Origin of the sequence: Cellulosimicrobium composti (assembly GCF_010287905.1) — a bacterium.
GTDB classification, from domain to species: domain Bacteria; phylum Actinomycetota; class Actinomycetes; order Actinomycetales; family Cellulomonadaceae; genus Cellulosimicrobium; species Cellulosimicrobium composti.
On the sequence record NZ_JAAFAN010000011.1, the window covers coordinates 1 to 20,825 of the forward strand.

Annotated in this window: 10 protein-coding genes and 1 riboswitch; of the genes, 3 read left to right on the forward strand and 7 right to left on the reverse strand. The window is 74.9% G+C overall.

The annotated features are described in order from the left end of the window. Positions 1-29: 29 nt before the first annotated feature. From pulA to GYH36_RS04965, 4 genes are all read right to left on the reverse strand, one after another. Positions 30-6,224 carry a pullulanase-type alpha-1,6-glucosidase gene (pulA, locus tag GYH36_RS04950; protein ID WP_162289276.1) on the reverse strand — a complete coding sequence of 2,065 codons (6,195 nt, stop codon included), beginning with the start codon at positions 6,222-6,224 and terminating at the stop codon, positions 30-32. A gap of 259 nt (positions 6,225-6,483) precedes the next feature. Further along, positions 6,484-10,110, reverse strand: a complete 3,627-nt coding sequence (locus tag GYH36_RS04955) for an ATP-binding cassette domain-containing protein (protein ID WP_162289277.1) — start codon at positions 10,108-10,110, stop codon at positions 6,484-6,486. A gap of 163 nt (positions 10,111-10,273) precedes the next feature. Beyond that, positions 10,274-11,260, reverse strand: a complete 987-nt coding sequence (locus GYH36_RS04960) for a malate dehydrogenase (protein WP_024840426.1) — start codon at positions 11,258-11,260, stop codon at positions 10,274-10,276. Positions 11,261-12,021: 761 nt separating this feature from the next. Beyond that, positions 12,022-13,239 (reverse strand): NADP-dependent isocitrate dehydrogenase, encoded by a 1,218-nt coding sequence (locus tag GYH36_RS04965; protein ID WP_024840425.1) that lies wholly within the window; start codon positions 13,237-13,239, stop codon positions 12,022-12,024. Positions 13,240-13,612: 373 nt separating this feature from the next. On the opposite strand from GYH36_RS04965, the gene GYH36_RS04970 reads away from it, so the two are divergent. After that, the gene (locus GYH36_RS04970) at positions 13,613-14,734 is read left to right on the forward strand and encodes an aquaporin (protein ID WP_246209204.1); all 1,122 of its coding nucleotides are present in this window, start codon (positions 13,613-13,615) and stop codon (positions 14,732-14,734) included. 164 nt (positions 14,735-14,898) lie between these two features. Here the strand turns inward: GYH36_RS04970 and GYH36_RS20265 are convergent, their stop codons facing one another. Beyond that, positions 14,899-15,333 carry a DUF3017 domain-containing protein gene (locus GYH36_RS20265; protein ID WP_115942127.1) on the reverse strand — a complete coding sequence of 145 codons (435 nt, stop codon included), beginning with the start codon at positions 15,331-15,333 and terminating at the stop codon, positions 14,899-14,901. A 54-nt stretch (positions 15,334-15,387) separates the two neighbouring features. Here GYH36_RS20265 and GYH36_RS04980 point away from each other — a divergent pair, with 54 nt between their 5' ends. Then, positions 15,388-16,770: an NAD(P)/FAD-dependent oxidoreductase gene (locus GYH36_RS04980; RefSeq protein WP_162289279.1), complete on the forward strand. Its 1,383-nt coding sequence runs from the start codon at positions 15,388-15,390 to the stop codon at positions 16,768-16,770. A gap of 88 nt (positions 16,771-16,858) precedes the next feature. Here GYH36_RS04980 and purH read toward each other — a convergent pair whose 3' ends face one another. Both purH and GYH36_RS04990 read right to left on the reverse strand, forming a co-directional pair. Beyond that, a complete protein-coding gene (gene purH / locus GYH36_RS04985) occupies positions 16,859-18,532 on the reverse strand; it encodes a bifunctional phosphoribosylaminoimidazolecarboxamide formyltransferase/IMP cyclohydrolase (RefSeq protein ID WP_162289280.1) in 1,674 nt (557 codons plus the stop codon). 61 nt (positions 18,533-18,593) lie between these two features. After that, a riboswitch (ZMP/ZTP riboswitch) is annotated at positions 18,594-18,682 on the reverse strand. 4 nt (positions 18,683-18,686) lie between these two features. Further along, positions 18,687-20,087, reverse strand: a complete 1,401-nt coding sequence (locus tag GYH36_RS04990) for an MFS transporter (RefSeq protein ID WP_162289281.1) — start codon at positions 20,085-20,087, stop codon at positions 18,687-18,689. Between the two features lie 100 nt (positions 20,088-20,187). On the opposite strand from GYH36_RS04990, the gene GYH36_RS04995 reads away from it, so the two are divergent. Beyond that, complete coding sequence (locus tag GYH36_RS04995; protein WP_024840419.1) at positions 20,188-20,748, forward strand: ArsR/SmtB family transcription factor; 561 nt, start codon at positions 20,188-20,190, stop codon at positions 20,746-20,748. Positions 20,749-20,825: the final 77 nt, after the last annotated feature.

A 20,825-nucleotide genomic window follows, 5' to 3' on the forward strand; every position in this document is an offset into this window, starting at 1 on the left:
GGCGACGACCGCATGCTCGGCGGTAGGGGTCAGGAGCAGGCGGCCCCCGCGTGCTCGACGACGAAGGTCGAGGTGACCTCCTCGCCGTCGACCACGGCGGTCGCGGTCACCGTGGCCTCGCCGGCCGCGACCGCCGTCTGGCGCGTCGCGAACGACTGGTAGGCGTTCTTGCCCGGCGCGACGTCCGCGACCGCCTTCTCACCGAACGGCGTGGCGAGCCGGACGCCCACCGGCACGGCGCCGTCGTTCGTCGCGCGGACCGCGACGTACGCCGTGCCGGCCAGGCAGCGCGCCTGCACGTCGACGGACACGGGCAGGTCGGCCCCGCCCTGCGGCTCGACGAGCACGGCGACGGACCGCCCGGGGACGGTCACCGTGCCGGTGGCCGTGTCCCACGTGGTGCCGCGCACGACGCCGTCGCTCCCCTCCTGCTGCACGGGCGAGAGCACGTACTCGCGGCCCGCGAGCGCGGACAGCGGGACCTCGACCTCGTCGGGCGACGCGTTGAAGACCGCGAGCAGCCCGTCGAGGGCGGGGTCGGCGTCGGCACCGACGGTGTCGTCGACCGACATCGCGACGACGCCCGGCACCTGGTCCGGGCCGGCACCCGGGAAGGTGACCTTCTCCCGGATGAGCTCCGCGTCGCCGAGCCGGAACAGCGCGGTCGAGTGCCGCAGCCGCAGGAGGTCCTGCGCCTGCGCCGACGCGGTGGCGATGTCGTCGGGCGACGGCTTCAGCGCAGGGTCGGCGAGGAGCGGGGCCATGAGCGGCCACTTGTCCTCGTTGTCCGCCGCCATCGGCAGTCCCTTGCCGAAGCCGTTGTCCTGACCGGTCCAGTCGATCGCGTTGAACCAGTCGCCCGAGTCGTAGCTGTTGCGGTCGAGCGACTTCGACCGCAGCAGGTCCGTGCCCGCGTGCCAGAACGACGGCGTCTGGGAGAGCGCCGCGGTCGCGAGCGAGACCGTGTTCATGCGCACGCGCTCGTCCATCGGCGTGTCGGCCGGGAGCTTGAGCGCGAGCAGGTCGAACAGCGTCTCGTTGTCGTGCGCGTCGACGTAGGTCACGACCTCCTCGGGCGAGTCGGCGTACCCCGCGGGCGAGCCGCGGTAGTCGATCTCGTCGCCGCGCTTCTCCTCGCCCGTCGACGTGACGAGCGTGTAGTCGCGCAGGTTGCCCGCGAGGCCGAGGCGCACGAGGTCGGTCTGGTGGCCGAGGTCGGCGTACTCGTCCGCGGAGCCGTCGTTCACGGTCCCCGGCTCCCCCGCCCGGGCGGGCTGCCCGTTCGGGTCGGTCGCGAGGCCCGTGCCGAAGCCCTGCGTGAACGTCGAGGCGCCGTCGACGGGCGAGCCGCCGTGCACGGCGTCGCGCAGCCGGTCGGAGAAGGTCCCGATGCCCGTGCCGCCGAGCTGGCCCTGCGTGGCCTGCTCGAACAGCGCGTTGCCCGCGACCTCGCCGAAGTCCCAGCCCTCGCCGTACAGGTAGACGGACTGCCCGTCGACGCCGTCCTCGGCGAGCGTGAGCTCGTCGAGCGCGGCCCGGACGTCGAGCATGTTCTGCTTCGAGTGGTGGCCCATGAGGTCGAAGCGGAACCCGTCGACCTTGTAGTCCTTGGCCCACGTGACGACGGAGTCCACCATGAGCTTGCCCGCCATCGCGTGCTCGGTCGCGACGTTCTGGCAGCACGTGCTCGTCTCGACGGCACCCGTGGTCGGGTTCTGCCGGTGGTAGTACCCCGGCACGACCCTGTCGAGCACCGACTTCGCGTCCTGTCCGCTCGCGGCGGTGTGGTTGAACACCTGGTCGAGCACGACCTGCAGCCCGGCGCCGTGGAGCGAGCCGACCATCGTGCGGAACTCGGCCACCCGCGCGCCGCCGTCCGCGTCGACCGCGTACGACCCCTCGGGCACGGAGAAGTGCCACGGGTCGTAGCCCCAGTTGAAGCCGTCCTGCGCCTGCACGGCCGCGACGGCGGCCTGCTGCTCGGGCGAGTCGGGCGCGAACCCGGTGAGGTCGCCGGTCGTGGCCTGGGCCGCGCGGTCCTCGGGGATCGACGCGATGTCGAACGTCGGGAGCAGGTGCACCGTGGTGACGCCCGCGTCCGCGAGCTCGCGCAGGTGCGTCATGCCGGCCGAGTCCTCCTCGGCGAACGCGAGGTACGTGCCGCGCCGCTCCGCCGGGACCGACTCGTCCGCGATCGAGAAGTCGCGCACGTGCAGCTCGTAGATCGTCTGGTCCACCGCGCGCTCGACGACCGGGGCGGGCGTGCCCTCCCAGACGCTCGGGCGGAACGCGGGGTCGTCGAGGTCGACGGCCACGGAGTGCGTCGAGTCGAGCGTGAGGCCCACCGAGTAGGGGTCGGTGACGACGTTCGTCTCGACCTTCCCCGTGCTCGGGACGTAGACCTGCACCTCGTAGAGGTAGCGCGCACCCTTCCAGCCGACGTCCGCGCCGCCGAGCTTCTTGTCGGCCGCCTTGCCGTCGAGCGTCCACGTGCCGTCGGACTGGCGCGCGGCCTCGAACCGGCGCGGGTCGTCGTCGAGCGACGCCCCGGCGGGCCAGGCGAGCACGGTGACGGCCTTCGCCGTCGGGGCCCACAGCGCGAACGACGCCCACTTGCCGTTCGGGTGCCACGACACACCGAGCTCGCGCTCGGCCGCGCCCTGCGCGAACAGGTCGTCGACGACGCCGGGCACCTGGACGCCGGTCGCGGCGGTGAGCGCGCCGCCGTCGGCCCGGGTGACGAGGAGCTCGCCGGTGAGCGCGGCCTCGACCGCGGCCCGGCCGAGCGGCTCGCCGTCGTCGCCCAGGACGCGCAGCGCGGTGTGCCCGGCGAGAGCCGGGAAGTCCGCGGCGACGTCGTCGGGCAGCCCGGCCGGGTCCGCCTCGAGCGTGTACGACGCCGTCCCCTCCGGGGCCTGCACCTCGCCGTCGGTACCGCCCGGGGTGACCACCAGCCCGCCCTCGGGCGCGGCCCACAGGGTCCACTCGTCGCCGGTGCCGAGGTCGTCCGGCCACGCGACGAGGCCCTCGCGCACCCAGTGCGCGGCCTGCTGGCCGGTGCCGGGGAGCGGCGGGTTCGCGACGTCGATCGTCAGGACGTGGGAGGCGAGGTCGTAGGAGAACGTGACGTTCTCGCCGTCGCCGACGGAGAACGGGTAGTTCGCCCCGTCGCGCGCGCCGCCCACGCCGTAGTTCTCGGCCCAGCTCAGGCCGTGCGCGACCTTGCCCTCGTACGCGCCGGCCGCGAGGCGGTCGGTCGACCACGTGTAGACGCCGTCGCCGTCGGGGTCCTTGAGCCACGTCGCGAGGCAGTCGGGCGCCCACGTGCCGGGGCAGCCCACCTGGTCCTGGAACGAGCCGGGGAGCGTGACGATCGGGCCCTGGGCCGTGCTGGAGAAGTCCTTGCTCACCGGGTCCCAGTAGAACGTCACGGGGCCCCCGGCCGTCGTGTACGTCGCGTTCGGGCCGTCCTGCACGCCGCCGACGCCGTAGTTCACGGTCCACGACCCGTTGATCGCGACCTTGTACTCGTACGTGCCGGCCGGGACGTCGAACGTGCCCTCGTAGACGCCGTCGGCGCGCCGCGTGAGCTTCGCGGCCTCGCAGCCCGGGGCCCAGTCGCCCGCGCAGCCCATGGCCGCGTTGTGGCTCCCGGGCACGGTCACGAGGTCGATCTCGGGCTCGGGCTCCTCGCTGACGTCGCCGCTCACGTCGACCCCGACGCTCGCGAACGTCGACGCGGCGGCGCGGTCGCCGTCCGCGTCGGTCGTCACGGCGCGGTACTCGACGAGCGTGCCCTCGGCGAGGCCCGCGACGTCGTGGAAGACGCGCGGCGTCGTGTCCTCGGCGGTGCCGAGGGCGTGCCACTCGGCGCTGCCGACCTCGCGCCACGCGAACGACGTCTCGGACCACGCGTCCGCGTCGACCGTCGCGGCGACGGGAGCGACGCCCGTCACCGCGGCACCCGCGGCGGGGACTGCGACGGCGATCTCGCCCGACGAGTCGGCGCCGACCTCGCGGTCGGCCCGCAGGACGACCGTGCCGAGCGCGGGGACGGTGACCGTGACGACGCCGTCGGCGTCGGCGGTGACGGGCTGCGCCCCGTCGCCGTGCATGACCTCGTAGGAGGCTCCCGGCGTGAGGGTCGTGAACGTCGCCGAGCGCTCGGCGGTCGCGTTGTTCAGCGCGACGAGGTGCTCCACCTTCTCCGAGCGGTCGACGCGGCTGAACGCGTACACGCCCGCGCCGTTCTCGACGTAGCGCTCGACCTGGGCGCCGTCCGCGAGCGCCGGGTGCGCCTCGCGCAGCGCGGCGAGGTCCGCGATGTGCGTGTACAGCGGCGCGTCGGTGCCGAAGCGGTCGACGCTGCCCGCCTGCTCGCCGGTGACGAGCGGCTGGTCGGCGTACTCGGCGACCTGGGTCGCGAACAGGGTCTGGCGCGCGTCCTTGTCGCCGCCCGTGCCCGCGAAGCCCTGCTCGTCGCCGTAGTAGACGACGGGCTGCCCGCGCGTGAGGTACATGAGGTCGTGCGCGAGCTCGTCCCGCGCGAGCGGGTCGTCGGTGCTCGCGAGCATGTACCCGACGCGGCCCATGTCGTGGTTGCCGAGGAACGTCGGCAGCGCCTGCGCGTTCGTCGTCGGCGTCGTGTACATGTCGTCGCTCGCGAACAGCGACGCGAGGCCCTTGGCGCTGTTGCCGCTCGCGAAGCTCGTCGCGGCGGACTGGAACGTGAAGTCGAGCGTCGAGCTCATGTCGGTCCTGCGCACGTAGGGCGAGAGCTTCGCCGCGTCGGCGTCGTACACCTCGCCGAACATGAAGAAGTCGTCCTTGCCCTGCGCGTGCGCGTAGTCGAGGACCTCGGTGGTCCACGTCTCCCAGAACTCGAAGTTCACGTGCTTGACGGTGTCGATGCGGAAGCCGTCGATGCCGAGGTCGATCCAGTCCTGGTAGACGTCGACGAACCCGTCGACGACCGTCGGGTGCTCGGTCATGAGGTCGTCGAGGCCGTCGAAGTCGCCATACGTCACGGACTCCCCGGTCCACGTCGAGTTGCCGCGGTTGTGGTAGAGCGTCGGGTCGTTGAGCCAGGCCGGGACCTTGAGGTCCTCCTTGCCCGCGGGGACGACCGGCGTGTACGGGAACGACGTCGCGGGGTCGAGCGCCGGGAAGTCGCCGGTGCCGGCGAAGTCCGCCGGGTCGAACACGGTGCCCTCGGCGTCCCGGTACGGCGACGTGGCCTGGTCGACGTACGAGTACTGCTGCTCCTCGTAGTCGATCACGTCGGCCGTGTGGTTCGTGATGATGTCGAAGTAGACCTTGATCCCGCGGTCGTGCGCCTCGTCGACGAGCGCCTCGAGCTCGGCGTTGGTGCCGAGGTGCGGGTCGATCTGCGTGAAGTCGGTGATCCAGTACCCGTGGTACCCGGCCGAGGCGTCGGCCCCGGTGCCCTGGACGGGCTGGTTCTTGAACGACGGCGTGAGCCAGATCGCGGTCGTGCCGAGGCCCTCGACGTAGTCGAGGTTCTCGCGCAGGCCCGCGATGTCGCCGCCCTGGTAGAACCCCTTGTTCGTCGGGTCGAACCCGGAGACGAGCGGGTCGTCGCCCAGGCCCGCGGTGTCGTTCGACGGGTCGCCGTTGGCGAACCGGTCGGTCATGACGAAGTAGAAGCGCTCGTCCGACCCGGGCTGGCGCACGGGCGGCACCACGAGGTCGGCGTCCTGCGCCTCGTCGTAGCCGCCTGCGAGCCCGAGCGGCGTGAGGGCGATGCGGTGCGTCGCCTCGTCGAACGTGACGCGGACGGTCGCGTCGCCACCGAGCACGAGCGGCACGTTGTCCTGGCCGCCGTCGCGCCCGTACGCCTCGTCCCACGCGTCGTCGTAGGCGACCTTGTACTCGTAGGCGCCCGCGGGCAGGTCGAACTCGGCGGTCCACACGCCGGCGACGTCGGTCGGGTCGAGCTCGGTCGCCGCGCACGCGGGGTCCCAGTCGGCGCCGCAGCCGAGCTCGGACTGGAGGTCGCCCACGAGGGCGAGCGTGCGCTCGTCGGCTCCCGCGGCGGGGGTCGCGAGCGCGGCGAGCGTGAGGCCCGCGAGCCCGGAGGTCGCGAGCGCGACGGCGGTGACCGACGCGGTCGCGCGAGTCGCCCGGGGGCGTCGGGACGGTTGGTCGGGTGAAGCGGGCGACGGTGTGCGCGGGTCGCGGCGTCGTCGCGGCGTGGAGGTCATGAGGACTCCCTCGTCCGGTGGCTGGTGCGGGACCGCAGGCGTGAGCAGGCACGGCCGACGAGAACGCGGGCGACGCCGCCGGCGGTGGTCGACGTCGACCGTGGCTTCCTCAGCGTACGGCTGGCTGAACTGTACTGGTTGCAGAAAGTTGCAGCAAGGGTCCGCAACGGCCGTGCCGCCCCGGCGGTCCCGAGCACACGCGCGGGGCCGCCCCCACGGTGCGTCCGTGAGAGGCGGCCCCGTCCGGGAGCCGGGAGCGTCAGCCCGCGAGGTGCCCCCATCGCGACGCGAGATCCCGCCACGGCCCGACCGCCGCGACGCGACCCTCGTCGAGCACGACGACGCGGTCGGCGCGCGCGAGCGCCGCGCGCTTCGACGTCGCGCCGATGACGGTCGTGCCGCGCTCGCGCAGCGACGTCCACAGCTCGATCTCGGTCGCCGCGTCGAGCGCGCTCGAGACGTCGTCCGCGAGGAGCAGCTCGGCGTCGGTCGCGAGCGCCCGCGCGAGGGCGAGGCGCTGCACCTGGCCGCCCGAGAGGCGCACGCCCCGGTGCCCGACGAGCGCCTCGTGCCCGCCGGCCTCGACGACGTCGCGCTCGAGCCGCGCGGCCGCGACCGGCCCGCGGACGTCGCGCTCGTGACCGAGGCGCACGTTGTCGGCGAACGACCCCGAGAGGACACGCGGCACCTGCGCGACGTGCGCCACCTGGCCCGGGCGCAGGAACGTCTGGGCGTCGACGACGTCCGTGCCGTTCCAGCGGATGCTGCCCGTGTGCTCCATGAGGCCGGCGAGCGCCGACAGCAGGCTCGACTTGCCCGCACCCACCTGACCGAGCAGCAGCACGAGCTCGCCCCGGCGCACCGCGAGGTCGACCCCCTGGACGCCGATCGTGCCGTCGTCGTGCAGCGCCGTGACGTCCTCGAGGTCGAGGCGGTCGAGCGGACGCCGCGGACCGGGCGCGGGCGCGGGCGCCGCGCCCGTGAGGAGGTCGACGCCGTCCGGCAGGTCCATGAGGTCGGTCCCGGCCGCGAACCGGCTCGTCGCGCGCTGCCACGAGCGCGTGCCCGGGGCCTCCGTCACGACGGCGCCGGCGACGACGCCGAACCAGCCGAAGCCGGTCACGGCGTTGGCGACGAGGAGCGCCGTCGCGAGGTCCCACGTGCCCGCGAGGAGCCCGGCCCACGCCGCGACGACGCCGAGCTGGATCATGACGAGCGGGACGCCGTCGAGCGCGGCCTGGACGCGGTGCTCGAAGATCGCGGCGCGCACGCGGCCCGCGTCGACGTCCCGCAGGTGCGCGTGCACCTGCGGGGTGCGGGCGGCGAGCTTGACCGTGCGCGCCGAGTCGAGCGCCGAGACCAGCGCCCGCCCGAACCGGGCGCGGGCGGCCGACGAGCGCGTGGCCGACCGGCCCGCGATGGGCCGGCCGAGCGCCGACGCGGCCGCCGAGACCACCATGACCGCGAGCAGCACCGCGCCCGCGAGCCACGACCCGCTGAGCAGGGCCGTCACGCCCGCGATGACGAGGCCGTTGACGAGGTCGACCCAGCGGTCCGCGTACCGCACGAAGCGGTCGGCGTCCATGGCGCGCGCCACGACCTCGCCCGGGGGCGTCGCCGTGAGGCGGTGCTGGCGCGTCTGCCCTGCCATGACCGCCATGCGCACGCGCAGCAGCACCTCGATCCACCAGCGCGGGTAGACGTACAGCGCCCACGCGAGGCACAGCGGCGCGACGACGAGCAGCACGGCGAGCGGGACGAGGAGCTGCGCGGGGAAGCCCTCGTCGAGGTCCTGGACCGCGCGGCCCCACAGGAACCCGGTGATCGCACCCTGCGCGGAGACGAGGCTCGCGACGAGGAACAGCAGGGCGCCCACGACGCCCCACGCCGGACGCACGAACAGCGCGTGCACGACCCCGCGCGCCAGCGAGGGCCCGTCGCCCGGGTCGGCGAGCACGGGGGGCGTGCCGCGCCGGCGCCGACCGCCGACGGCGTCGGTCGCGCGGTCGGTGCGGGTCGCGTCCGGCGCCGCGAGCGCAGCGCTGTCCTGCGTGTCGGGCGCGGCGTCGTCCTGCGCGTCGGGCGCGGTGTCACCCTGTGCGTCGAGCACGACGTCGCCCTGCGCGACGCTCGCCGCGAGCAGGTCGCGGTACGGCCCCGGGACGCGCGCGAGCGCCGCCCGCTCCCCCTGCTGCACCACACGGCCTTGGTCGAGCACCGCGAGCAGCCCGGCCCGCTCGATCGTCGTGAGCCGGTGCGCGACGAGCACGCCCGTGCGTCCCGCGAGCAGCCGCTCCGAGGCCGCGACGACCCGCGCCTCCGTCAGCGGGTCCATGCGCGCCGTCGCCTCGTCGAGCACGACGACCTGCACGTCGCGGACCAGGAGGCGCGCGAACGCGACGAGCTGCTCCTCCCCCGCCGAGAGCGACGTCCCGCCCGGTCCGAGCAGCGTGTCGAGGCCGTCCGGCAGACCCGCGACCCAGTCGTCGAGGCGCAGCTCGCGCACCGCCGCCTCGACGTCGGCACGCGGCACGTCCGCGAAGAGCGCGATGTTCTCCGCGAGGGTGCCCGCGAGGATCTCCGTGCGCTGCGTCACGACCCCGACGGCGGCGCGCAGCGCCTGCAGGTCGAGGTCGCGCACGTCCACACCGCCCACGAGCACCGCGCCGCGCGGCGGCTCGACCGCGCGCGACAGGAGCGACGCGAGCGTCGACTTGCCCGAGCCCGTGCGCCCCACGAGCGCGACCGTCTGACCGGCGGGCACGCGCAGGGTGACGCCGTCGAGCGCGAACGTGCCCTCCGCGTACGAGAAGTGGAGGTCGCGCAGCTCGATCCCCACGGGCCCCGGGGGCAGCGGGCGCCCGCCCGTCGGCTCCGGCTCGACCGCGAGCATCTGCCGGATCCGGGTCAGGGCGCCCAGGCCCTCCTGGATGTCCGGGAGGTGGTGGACCAGGTTGTCGACCTGCCCCACGAACATCGCCGTCACGAGGAACAGCGTGACCAGGCGGTCCACGCCCAGGTCGCCGTCCGCGGCGAGCGCGGCCCCCGCGACGGCGACACCCGCGAGCAGCGACGCGAGCACGAGCCCCGCCCGGCGGAGCATGCGCGACTCGACGACGAGCACCGACTCGAACTTCCGGTGCACGTCCGCCGAGCGCTCGGCGAGCCGCCGCACCGCGAACGACTGCCCGAGGCTCGTGCGCAGGTCGTCCCGCGCGGCGACGGACTCCTCGAACGCAGCGGCGTGGTCCGTCCACGCCGCCTCCTCGATCACCTTGCGCCGCGCGATCTCGCCCAGCATCGGGCGCACGATCACCGCGGCCAGCGCGCCGAGCACGGGGAAGAGCAGCCACGCGGGCCACCACGTCAGACCCGCGACGACCCACATCGGCAGGACGCCCACGACCGTGCGGCCGGCGCCCCACAGCTGGCGGCGCACGAGCGTGCCGACGGCGTGCGTGTCGTCGTCGACGCGGTCGAGCACCTCGCCGACCGCCTGCTCCGTGAGGGTCGCGAGCGGCTGGTGCAGCGCCGCCGTGAGCAGGTCGCCGCGCAGCCGCCCCTCGGCGCGGTCCACGACGCCCGCCCACACGACCTGGCCGACGGTGTCGAGCAGCGCCGCGCCGACGACGCACACCGCGAGGAGCTGGAGCGTCGCCGTCGTCGGGTCCTCGGCGAGCCACCCGGCGATGACGGTGCCCAGCGCGGAGCCGACCGCGCCCACGGTGAGCGCGAGCAGCGCGACGACGGCCTGCGGCCTGCGCAGGCGGCGCCAGTCCAGGCGCCGGGCCGGGTCGGTCGAGCGCGGGGCTGTGGCCGACGGCGTGGCGTGCGGGTCGGACGGGGGGTTCGTGGGCTGCTCGGTCGGCAGGGAGGCGTCGATCATGGCCCCACGACCCTACGGCGACCCGCCCCCGGCGACGCAGAGATTTTCGCTGCCCGCAGCCCTGCCCGGCCCGGTCGGCGCGGGGCCGAGCCGGGCCGGCTCGGGTCGCCCCCGAACGCAGCGCGGCCCGGGCCCCGAAGGACCCGGGCCGCGGCTGTACGGCTCAGACCAGACCGAGCTCCTCGACGGCCTGGCGCTCCTCCTGGAGCTCTGCGACCGACGCGTCGACGCGCCCGCGCGAGAAGTCCGAGAGCTCCAGGCCCTGGACGATCTCCCACGACCCGCCGCGCGAGACCACCGGGAACGACGAGATGAGGCCGGTCGGGACGCCGTACGACCCGTCCGACACCACGCCCGCGCTCGTCCAGTCGCCCTCCGGCGTGCCGAGCACCCAGTCGCGCACGTGGTCGATCGCCGCGTTCGCCGCCGACGCCGCCGACGACGCCCCCCGCGCGTCGATGATCGCCGCGCCGCGCTTCGCGACCGTCGGGATGAACGTGCCCTCCAGCCACTCGCGGTCCTGGGCGAGCTGCGCGCCCGGCGTGCCCGCGACGTCCGCGTGGAAGATGTCCGGGTACTGCGTCGCGGAGTGGTTGCCCCAGATCGTCACCTTGCGGACCTCGGACACCGGCACGCCCGCGCGCTTCGCCACCTGCGTGAGCGCCCGGTTGTGGTCCAGGCGCGTCATCGCCGTGAACCGGTCCTTCGGCACGTCGGGCGCGTTCGACGCCGCGATGAGCGCGTTCGTGTTCGCCGGGTTCCCGACGACCAGCACACGCACGTCGTCCGCCGCGCCCGCGTTGATCGCCTGGCCCTGCGGCTTGAAGATGCCGCCGTTCGCCTCCAGCAGGTCACCGCGCTCCATGCCCGGGCCCCGCGGCCGCGCGCCTACGAGGAGCGCCACGTTCGTCCCCTCGAACGCCGCCGTCGGGTCGTCGAAGATGTCGATGCCCGCGAGCAGCGGGAAGGCGCAGTCGTCGAGCTCCATCGCGGTGCCCTCGGCGGCCTTGACGCCCTGCGGGATCTCCAGGAGGCGCAGGCGCACCGGGGTGTCGGTGCCGAGCATCTGGCCCGACGCGATCCGGAAGAGCAGTGCGTAGCCGATCTGACCGGCCGCGCCGGTCACCGTCACGTTCACGGGGGAAGTCATGCGCTCACTCTCCCACAACGCGCCGCGCTCGGACGCCTCGCACGCCCCGCCGTCGTGGGGCACGACGCGCGGGGTCGCGTCTGGGTGGACGGGGCGCCTGGTAGCCGGCGTGGGTCACGACGCGCGGGGTCGCGTCTGGGTGGACGGGGCGCCTCGTGGCCGGCGTGGGTCACGACGCGCGGGGTCGCCTCTGGGTGGACGGGACGGCTCACGTGCTCGGGCTGCCGCGCCGTCACCTCCGCCCGTCGTCCTCGCTTCCCAAGCGCGGCTCTGACGCCCTTCGCACCCGACCCGGCCCGTCCGGGCGTCGCCCCACCCTGGTCACGACGCACCCGGCACATCGGGAGCCCGGACCATGCGGCCCAGCCCGTGCGGCCGGCGCCCGCGGCACGGCCCGCCCAGCCGCCCTGTGCCGCCCGGCTCACCCGGCCGTCGTCGCCCGCTCGACCCCCAGCCGCCCGGCTCACCCGGCCGTCGTCGCCCGCTCGGCCCGCGCGGCAGGCGACGGCACCGGGAGCGGGGCGCGCAGAGGAGGAGGGCGCGGGTCGTGGCGGGTCTGGCGGGAGGCCGCGAGGAACGAGCGGCCGGATGGAAGACCCGCGCCCTCCTCCTCGGAGCGCCCCGCGAAAGCGACCCCGACCACGGGCTCCTCTCCAGCGGAGCGCCCTGAGGGCAGCCCGCCAGAGGCTCGCGGCCCGGGACGACGAACGGCGGCGCCCCCTGCGAGGGGACGCCGCCGTCGGGCGTGCGAGGAGGGCCGGTCAGCCCAGGCGCGCCTTGAGGTTCTCGTCGAGCGCGGCGAGGAACTCCTCGGTCGTCAGCCACTCCTGGTCCGGGCCGATGAGGAGCGCGAGGTCCTTCGTCATCTTGCCGGACTCGACGGTCTTGATGACGACGTCCTCGAGCGTCTGCGCGAACTCGGTGACCTCGGGCGTGCCGTCGAGCTTGCCGCGGTGCATGAGGCCGCGGGTCCACGCGAAGATCGACGCGATCGGGTTGGTCGACGTCGGCTTGCCCTGCTGGTGCTGGCGGTAGTGACGCGTCACCGTGCCGTGCGCGGCCTCGGCCTCGACGGTCTGGCCGTCGGGCGTCATGAGGACGGACGTCATGAGGCCGAGCGAGCCGAAGCCCTGCGCGACGGTGTCGGACTGGACGTCGCCGTCGTAGTTCTTGCAGGCCCAGACGTAGCCGCCCTCCCACTTCATGGCCGAGGCGACCATGTCGTCGATGAGGCGGTGCTCGTAGGTGAGGCCCTTGGCGTCGAACTGGTCCTTGAACTCGGCGTCGAACACCTCCTGGAAGATGTCCTTGAAGGCGCCGTCGTAGGCCTTGAGGATCGTGTTCTTCGTCGAGAGGTACACGGGGTACTCGCGCTGGAGGCCGTACGCGAACGAGGCGCGCGCGAAGTCGCGGATCGACTCGTTGAAGTTGTACATGCCCATCGCGACGCCGCCCTCCTCGGGCATGGTCACGACCTCGAACTTCTGCGGCTCGGAGCCGTCGGCCGGCTCGAACGTCATCGTGATCTTGCCGGGGCCGGGGACCTTGAAGTTCGTCGACTTGTACTGGTCACCGTGGGCGTGACGGCCGATGATGATCGGCTTGTTCCAGCCCGGCACGAGGCGCGGGATGTTGGAGATGATGATCGGCTCGCGGAAGACGACGCCGCCGAGGATGTTGCGGATCGTGCCGTTGGGCGAGACCCACATCTTCTTGAGGCCGAACTCCTCGACGCGCGCCTCGTCGGGCGTGATCGTCGCGCACTTGACGCCGACGTTGTACTGCTTGATCGCGTTGGCGGCGTCGATCGTCACCTGGTCGTCCGTCGCGTCGCGGTTCTGGATCGACAGGTCGAAGTACTTGAGGTCCACGTCGAGGTACGGGTGGATGAGGCGGTCCTTGATGAACTGCCAGATGATGCGCGTCATCTCGTCGCCGTCGAGCTCGACGACCGGGTTGACGACCTTGATCTTGCCCATGCGCAGATCGCTCCAACTGTCGGGGACTGGTGCCCCCGGGAGGCTGACGGCGACCGGTGCGGCCCGTGGGGCCCGGTCCGTCGCACACGAGGGCGTTGCTGACCGCGGTCCAGGGTACTCGACTTCTCGACGTCAAGATACTTTGCGACCGAACGACCACGGCTCGCATCGTGAGACGACGCGCCGGTTCTCAGGTGGTGCACCGCCGATCTTCACCCATCTCCCGGGTCGTGGTGGCAAGATGCCCCCAGATGCCGGAATGGCCGGGCACCTCGGTCAGGCATCGTGCCGTCGTCCCGACGTCCGCCGGTGCCGTACCGGAGCCGGCGGGGCGGGGACCGCCCGATTTCCCACCGAAGCAGACAGGATCATCATGTCCCAGGACACCACCGCTCCCGGCGCACCGGAGGGCATCGCCGACGACGCGCGCCACGCGCCGGCCGAGACCGTCGCCGTCGTCCAGCCCGGCCTCCTCGCGCGCCTCGGCGCCGAGGTCTTCGGCACGTTCTTCCTCGTCCTCGCGATCGTCGGCGTGGCGATGTGGGTGCGGTTCTTCAACGGCAACCTCGTGCTCGCGGTCGCGCTGGCCGGTGGTCTCGCGCTGCTCGCGGCGGTCGCCGCGGTGGGGCACGTCTCGGGCGGCCACTTCAACCCCGCAGTGACGCTGGGTGCCGCGATCGGCGGCCGCACCGCGTGGCGCGACGTGCTCCCCTACTGGATCGCCCAGCTCGTCGGGGCGCTGCTCGCGGGCCTGGTGCTCCTCGCCACGATCCCCCGCGCGACGCTCGACGTGCTGCAGCAGAACCAGCTCCTCGACGAGGCGACGACGGGCGCGCTGTTCCGCGCGACGGCGAACGGCTTCGACGAGCACTCGCCGATCGTCGGCACGTTCGGGGGCGCGGCCCAGCAGCTCGGGCTCGAGGTCACGCTGCCGCTCGTCGCGGCGCTGCTCATCGAGGTCATCGCGACCGCCCTGTTCGTCGGCGTGATCCTCGGCGTGACGGACTCGCGCTCGCGCAGCACCGTGGCCCCGGTCGCGATCGGCCTCGCGCTGGGTGTGCTCATCCTCGTCGCGGCGCCGTTCACCAACGCGTCGCTCAACCCGGCGCGCTCGACGGTCTCGGCCGTGTTCGGCGGCGACTGGGCGCTCAGCCAGCTCTGGGTCTTCTGGGTCGCGCCGCTGCTCGGCGCGGCGATCGCCGGCCTGTTCTACCGCGCGTTCGCGTTCGCCCCGAAGCAGGACGACCTCCTCGGCGAGGAGCAGGTCGTCACGGTGACCGAGGGCGCCCCGGCCGGCGGTGCCTACTCGGCCGGGGCGGCGACCGGGGCGACCGCGGGCGCCGCGGCGGCGGTCGTCGAGGAGGAGGTCGTCGTGACCGACGAGGACGGCGAGGTCGTCGCCGTCGAGGAGGCCGTCGAGGTCGTCGAGGCGGAGGAGCCCGACGCCCGCTCCGCGGACGACGCCACGGGCACGGACGAGACGCCCAAGGCCTGACCGCACCGCTCCCCCGACGGGCCCGGACCGCACGCGCGGTCCGGGCCCGTCGTCGTGCGGGGCGCGGGACGCCGGGAGCAGCGCCAGGTGCCCGGCGGCGGGCCGGGATGCGAGGCGTCAGCGCCGGGCGACGTGCGTCCGTCCCGGGCACGGGGCGGCAGGCGTCAGATCTCGCCCTGGTCGAGGGTCAGCGCGAGGAACGCGATGACGACGGCGGGCGCGAGGAAGAAGAAGACGTCCAGACCGCGCGAGCGCACGGTGATGCCGACCGGTCCCGGGCCGGGGATCGTCGCACGGCACAGCCCGGCGACGGCGAGGAGGCCGGCGAGCGTGAAGCACCCGGCGCGCGCCCCGACGAGCATCGTGACGGCCGTCGCGACCGCGACGCCCGCGAGCACGAGCCACATCGCGGGCTGGCGGGACGGCGCGAGGCTCGCGGGGGGCTCGGGCACCCGGGGCGGGGTCGCGTCGTCGTCCCGCGCGGGGTCGTGCGCGGACCCGGGGCCGTCCGGGGCGTCGTCGTCGACGTGGTGCCACGCCGGGACGAGCGTCGGGCGCGGCGGGTGCTGCGTGCCCCCGTCGGCGGTGACGTCGCTCACGCTGCTGCACCTTCCACGCCCGGAAGCCTACCGTCGTGGCCTAGCGTGACGTGCATGGCGTCCGTCGAGCAGGCCCCTCCCGCACCTCAGCCCTCGGCCCCGTCCGCGCCGGCCCTGGGTCCGTCGTCGTCCGTCGTCGTGGTCGGGGCCGGCCTCGCCGGCGCGCAGACGGTCGGCGCGCTGCGCCGCCAGGGCTTCGCGGGCCGGGTCACGCTGCTGGGCGCCGAGGGCGTGCCCCCGTACGACCGCCCGCCGCTGTCGAAGGAGCTCCTGAGCCGCCCGGGCCCGGCGTGGCTCGCGGAGGACCTCGGCGTCGACGTCGAGGCCCTCGCGGACGAGGTGTGCCTCGCCGACCCGGCGGTGCGCGTCGAGCGGCACGACGCGGCCGGGCGGGCGTCGTGGGAGGTCACGACCCGGGCGGGTGAGCGTGTCGCCGCCGACCACGTCGTGCTCGCGGTCGGCTCGACACCGCTCCTGCCCGGCGGGTGGGACGGCGCGCGCCTCCTCCACACGGTCGACGACGCCGAGGCCCTGCGCGGCGCGCTGCGCCCGGGGCTGCGGCTGGTCGTGGTCGGCGCGGGGTGGATCGGCGCCGAGATCGCCGGGGTCGCTGCCGGGGCGGGCGCCCGCGTGACGGTCGTCGAGGCCGCGCCGACGCCGCTGCGTCGCCAGCTCGGCCCGGTCGTCGGCGCGCACCTCGCGCCCTGGTACGCGGCGGCGGGCGCGGAGCTCGTGACCGGTGCGCTCGTGGCCGAGGTCCGGCCCGACGGCGTCCGCCTCGCCGACGGGCGCGAGCTCGCCGCGGACGTCGTGCTGGCCGCGGTCGGCGCGCGGCCCGCGACGGACTGGCTCGACGGCGCGGTCCCGCGCGACGCGCGCGGCAGCGTGCGCGTGGACGCGTCGGGGGCGGTCCCCGGCCTTCCCGGCCTGTGGGCCGTCGGCGACTGCGCGACGCGGGAGCACCCGGTGCTCGGCGCCGTGCCGGGCGGCCACTGGTCGGCCGCCCTCCACGACCCGGACGAGACCGTGGCCGCGATGCTCGGCGCGGCGCCCGCGGGCCCGGGTCACGCGCCGTACGTGTTCTCGCAGCAGCTCGGCCACGACCTCGCGCTCTTCGGCGTGCCCGCCGAGGACGACGAGGTGCTCGTGCGCGGCGACCCCGCGGGTGGGACGTCGGGCCACGACGGCTGGGTCGCGTTCTACGTCCCCCGGGGCTCGCTCGGCGACGACCCGGCGGCGGGCTCGGGCCCGGCGTCCGGCCCGACGGCGGAGCCCGCGCCGGGCGGCCGGGTCGCCGAGGTCCGGGCGGTGCTCCTCGTCGACTCGCCGCGCGACGTCGGCCCCGTCCGCAAGGCGATGAACCGCACGGGCCACCTGCGTGTCGACCTCGACGTCGCGCTCGACCCGACCCGGCGCCTGCGCGACGCCCTGCGCTGACCGACCGGCCGCCGACCCCACCACCGCCGAACATGTCGTTGCGGCGCGTCCCGGGCGGGGGACGGGCCGCAACGACATGCTCGGCCCGTCAGTGCGCGAAGTGGCGCGTCCCCGTGAAGTACATCGTCACGCCCGCCTCCCGCGCGGCCTCGATCACCTCGGCGTCACGGATGGAGCCTCCCGGCGCGACGACGGCGCGCACGCCGGCGTCGAGCAGGATCTGCAGGCCGTCCGCGAACGGGAAGAACGCGTCGGACGCCGCGACGGCGCCGCGGGCGCGCTCCTCGCCGTCGGCGAGGGTGTTGGCGCGCTCGACCGCGAGGCGGCACGAGTCGACGCGGTTGACCTGGCCCATGCCGACGCCGACCGCCGCGCCGTCGCGCGCGAGCAGGATCGCGTTGGACTTCGCGGCGCGGATCGCGCGCCAGGCGAACGCGAGGTCGGCGAGGGTCGCGTCGTCCGCGGCGTCGCCCGTGACGAGCGTCCAGTGCTCGGGCGCGTCACCGCCGGTGACGGTGCCGTCGGCGTCGGTCACGACGGCGTCGACCCGGTCGGCGCTCTGCACGAGGAGGCCGCCGCTGACGGGGCGCGTCTCGACGGCGGCCGTGGGCGGCGCGTCGACGACGAGGAGGCGGATGTTCTTCTTGGCCTGCAGCACCTCGAGCGCGTCGGGCTCGAACCCGGGAGCGACGACGACCTCGGTGAACACGGGCGCGATCTGCTCGGCGGCCGCCTTGGTCACCACGCGGTTCGCGGCGATGACGCCGCCGTACGCGGAGACGGGGTCGGTCGCGTGGGCGCGCGCGTGGGCCTCGACGACGTCGGCGCCGACGGCGATGCCGCACGGGTTGGCGTGCTTGATGATCGCGACGGCGGGCTCGTCGTGGTCGTGCGCGGCGCGCCACGCGGCGTCGGCGTCCACGTAGTTGTTGTAGCTCATGGCCTTGCCGTGGAGCTGCGTCGCCTGGGCGAGACCGGTCGCGCCGTGGCCGGCCGTGTAGAGCGCGGCACGCTGGTGCGGGTTCTCGCCGTAGCGCAGCACGTCGGAACGGTCCCACGTGGCGCCGATCCAGGCGGGGAAGCCCGTGCTCACGGTCCCGCCGTCGGTCTCGACGGCGTCGGTGGGCGCGACGACGCTGCCCATCCACGACGCGACCGCGACGTCGTAGGTCGCGGTGTGGACGAACGCGGCCGCGGCGAGCGCCTTGCGCTGCGCGTAGGTGAAGCCGCCCGCCTGCACGGCCGCGACGACGTCGTCGTACCGGGCCGGGTCCACGACGACCGCGACGCTCGGGTGGTTCTTCGCCGCCGCCCGGACCATCGACGGGCCGCCGATGTCGATCTGCTCGACGACCTCGTCCGGCCCCGCGCCCGACGCCACGGTCGCGGCGAACGGGTAGAGGTTGACCACGACGAGCTCGAACGGCGCGATGCCGAGCTCGTCGAGCTGCGCGAGGTGGTCCGCCTTGCGCGAGTCCGCGAGGATCCCGGCGTGCACGCGCGGGTGGAGGGTCTTGACGCGGCCCTCGAGGCACTCGGGGAAGCCGGTGAGGTCCTCGACCTTGGTCACGGGGACGCCCGCGCCCGCGACGGTGGCGGCGGTCGAGCCGGTGGAGACGAGCTCGACGCCCGCGGCGTGGAGCGCCGTCGCGAGCTCGACGAGGCCCGTCTTGTCGTAGACGCTGAGGAGCGCGCGGCGCACGGGCCGCTGCGCGTCGTCGGCGAGCTGGACGTCGGGGGCGGAGGGTGCGGGATGAGACATGACGAGGGGCTCCTCTGGGTCGCGGTCGCTGCGACGGACGTGGCCGTCGCGAGTGGCAGAACCCAGGCGCCCAGGCGGTCGACGCACCAGCAGGTAGATCCGGCCGCTCCCCGGTGGTCGTTCCCACCCTCGCCAGTCGCGGCCGCCGCCCAGTCTAGCGGCCCGGCCCCGGGCGCCCGGGCTCGTCCGGCGCGACGCCCGCCGTGGCTCCCGGTACCGCGCCCGACGCGGCGAGCGCGACGGCGTCGTCCGCCCAGGTGTCGGGCGTGCCGACCCGCCAGAGTGGCCGGACCGTGCTGACGACCGCGACGGTGACCACGAGGAGCCCCGCGAGCACCGCGAGCGCGGTCCCGAGCCCGAACCGGTCGAGGAGCCCGCTGCCGACCAGCGGGACGAGCGGGCCCGCCGCGAGGCCGGTGAGCCCGAGCACGGACGAGAGCCGTCCCTGGAGCTGCGGCGGCGTGACGGCCGCGGCGTACCCGGACAGGCCCGCGTTCACCGCCGGGACGAGCACGAGGGCGATCGGCAGCACCGCGAGGTAGGCGGCGTACGACTCCAGGACGGCCATGACGACGGCCCCCGCGGCGAGCACGCCCAGGGCCGCGACGACGAGCAGCCCGGCGCGCACCCTCGCGACGAGCCGGGGCGCGAGCACGGCCCCGACGAGCACGCCCACGCCGACCGCGAGATCGACGAGGCCGATGAGCAGCGGTGCCGTCCCCGTGCGCACGAGCTCGAGGTTGATGCCGACCATGAGTCCGCCGAACGCGACGTTGATGACGACGAACAGGCCGAGCAGCGCGCGGAACAGCGGCACGGACCACACGAAGCGCAGCCCTTCGCGCAGCGCCGCGACGGGCCGGGTGGCGCGCGCCGCCGCGACGTCGCCGTTGAGCGGCTCGCGCACGAGCCACGTGCACACCGCGGTCGCCGCGTGCCCGATCGCGGCCCCGGCGAGCGGGACGGCGTGCGCGACGGCGTAGAGCGCCCCGCCGAGCGGTCCGGCGAGCAGACTCGCCACCGCGTCCCTCCCCTGGACGGCCGCGAGCGCCGTCGGGAGCTGCGGCACCGGGACCACCGAGCGGAACGCGCCGCTCGTCGCCGGGTCCACGAGCGCGCCGACGACCGAGGCTCCGAACAGGACGGCGGCGAGGTGCCACGCGGAGAGCGACCCGGTGCCGGCGGCCACCGCGACGGTCGTCCAGAGCAGCGCCCCGACGGTCGCCGCGGCCACGACGAGGCGGCGGCGGTCCACGCGGTCCGCGACGACGCCGGCGGGCAACGTGGCCAGGAGCGCGCCCACCTGCCCGACGGCGGCCACCACCCCGGCCTGGACGACGGACCCGGTGAGGCCGTACGCCACGAGGGGCACGGCGAACAGCGCCACCCCGGCTCCGAGGGACTCCGCGGTCAGCCCGGTCATGAGCAGCAGGTACGACCGGTTGCGCAGGAGCGACGGCGGGGCGCCCGTGCCGGGGTCGAGGTCGCCCGAGGCGTCGGGCGCCGGTGGCGACGCGAGGGACGGACGGCTCTCGGCGGAGGGCGGGGTGGACATGGCGGCAACGTACATGCGCAACTCACGTTGCGCAATCCCCATTGCGCAACGTCGGATGTGCACATGCCTCGCGCGCCGCTCGCGTTGCTAGCCTCGCCCTGTGCTCGACACCTTCCGCGTCCAGGACCCCGCGGCGCTGCGCGCGATCGCGCACCCGACGCGCCAGCGGATCCTCATGGAGCTCGCCGTCCTCGGGCACGCGCGCGCCGCGGACCTCGCCCGGGCCACCGGGGAGCCCGCGAACTCGGTGAGCTTCCACCTCCGGGTCCTCGCCCGGGCGGGCATGATCGTCGAGGCCCCGGAGCACGCCCGGGACCGGCGGGACCGCGTCTGGAGGAACGTCGCTGAGAGCTACACGGTCGAGCCCGGCACGCCGGACGCCGTGCGCCAGGTCGTCCGCCCCGCGCTCGCCTGGGTCGAGGAGACGCTGCGCCGTGGGAGCGGGACCGCGCCCCGGGAGGACCGCATCTTCGCGCTGAGCGCGCTCGTGCTCACGCCCGACCAGGCGTCGGCGATGACGCGAGAGATCGAGGAGCTCGTCGAGCGCTGGTCCGCGCGCTCGGTCGACGAGGGTCGCGCGAGCCCCGACGCGCCCCGCGAGACCTACCAGCTCCTCGCGGTGCTCGCGCCGCGCGACGCCGGCCCGCCCGCCGAGCGGTGAGATCGGCGCTCCCTCGCGAGATCGGCAGCCCGGACCGCCGATCACGGACGGGAATGCCGATCTCGGACGGACGTGCC

Excerpts from the sequence above, each read along its gene's own strand:
- pulA (WP_162289276.1), bottom strand. The coding sequence starts at position 6,224 with ATGACCTCCACGCCGCGACGACGCCGCGACCCGCGCACACCGTCGCCC.
- GYH36_RS04955 (WP_162289277.1), bottom strand. The coding sequence starts at position 10,110 with ATGATCGACGCCTCCCTGCCGACCGAGCAGCCCACGAACCCCCCGTCC.
- GYH36_RS04960 (WP_024840426.1), bottom strand. The coding sequence starts at position 11,260 with ATGACTTCCCCCGTGAACGTGACGGTGACCGGCGCGGCCGGTCAGATC.
- GYH36_RS04965 (WP_024840425.1), bottom strand. The coding sequence starts at position 13,239 with ATGGGCAAGATCAAGGTCGTCAACCCGGTCGTCGAGCTCGACGGCGAC.
- GYH36_RS04970 (WP_246209204.1), top strand. The coding sequence starts at position 13,613 with ATGTCCCAGGACACCACCGCTCCCGGCGCACCGGAGGGCATCGCCGAC.
- GYH36_RS04980 (WP_162289279.1), top strand. The coding sequence starts at position 15,388 with ATGGCGTCCGTCGAGCAGGCCCCTCCCGCACCTCAGCCCTCGGCCCCG.
- purH (WP_162289280.1), bottom strand. The coding sequence starts at position 18,532 with ATGTCTCATCCCGCACCCTCCGCCCCCGACGTCCAGCTCGCCGACGAC.
- GYH36_RS04990 (WP_162289281.1), bottom strand. The coding sequence starts at position 20,087 with ATGTCCACCCCGCCCTCCGCCGAGAGCCGTCCGTCCCTCGCGTCGCCA.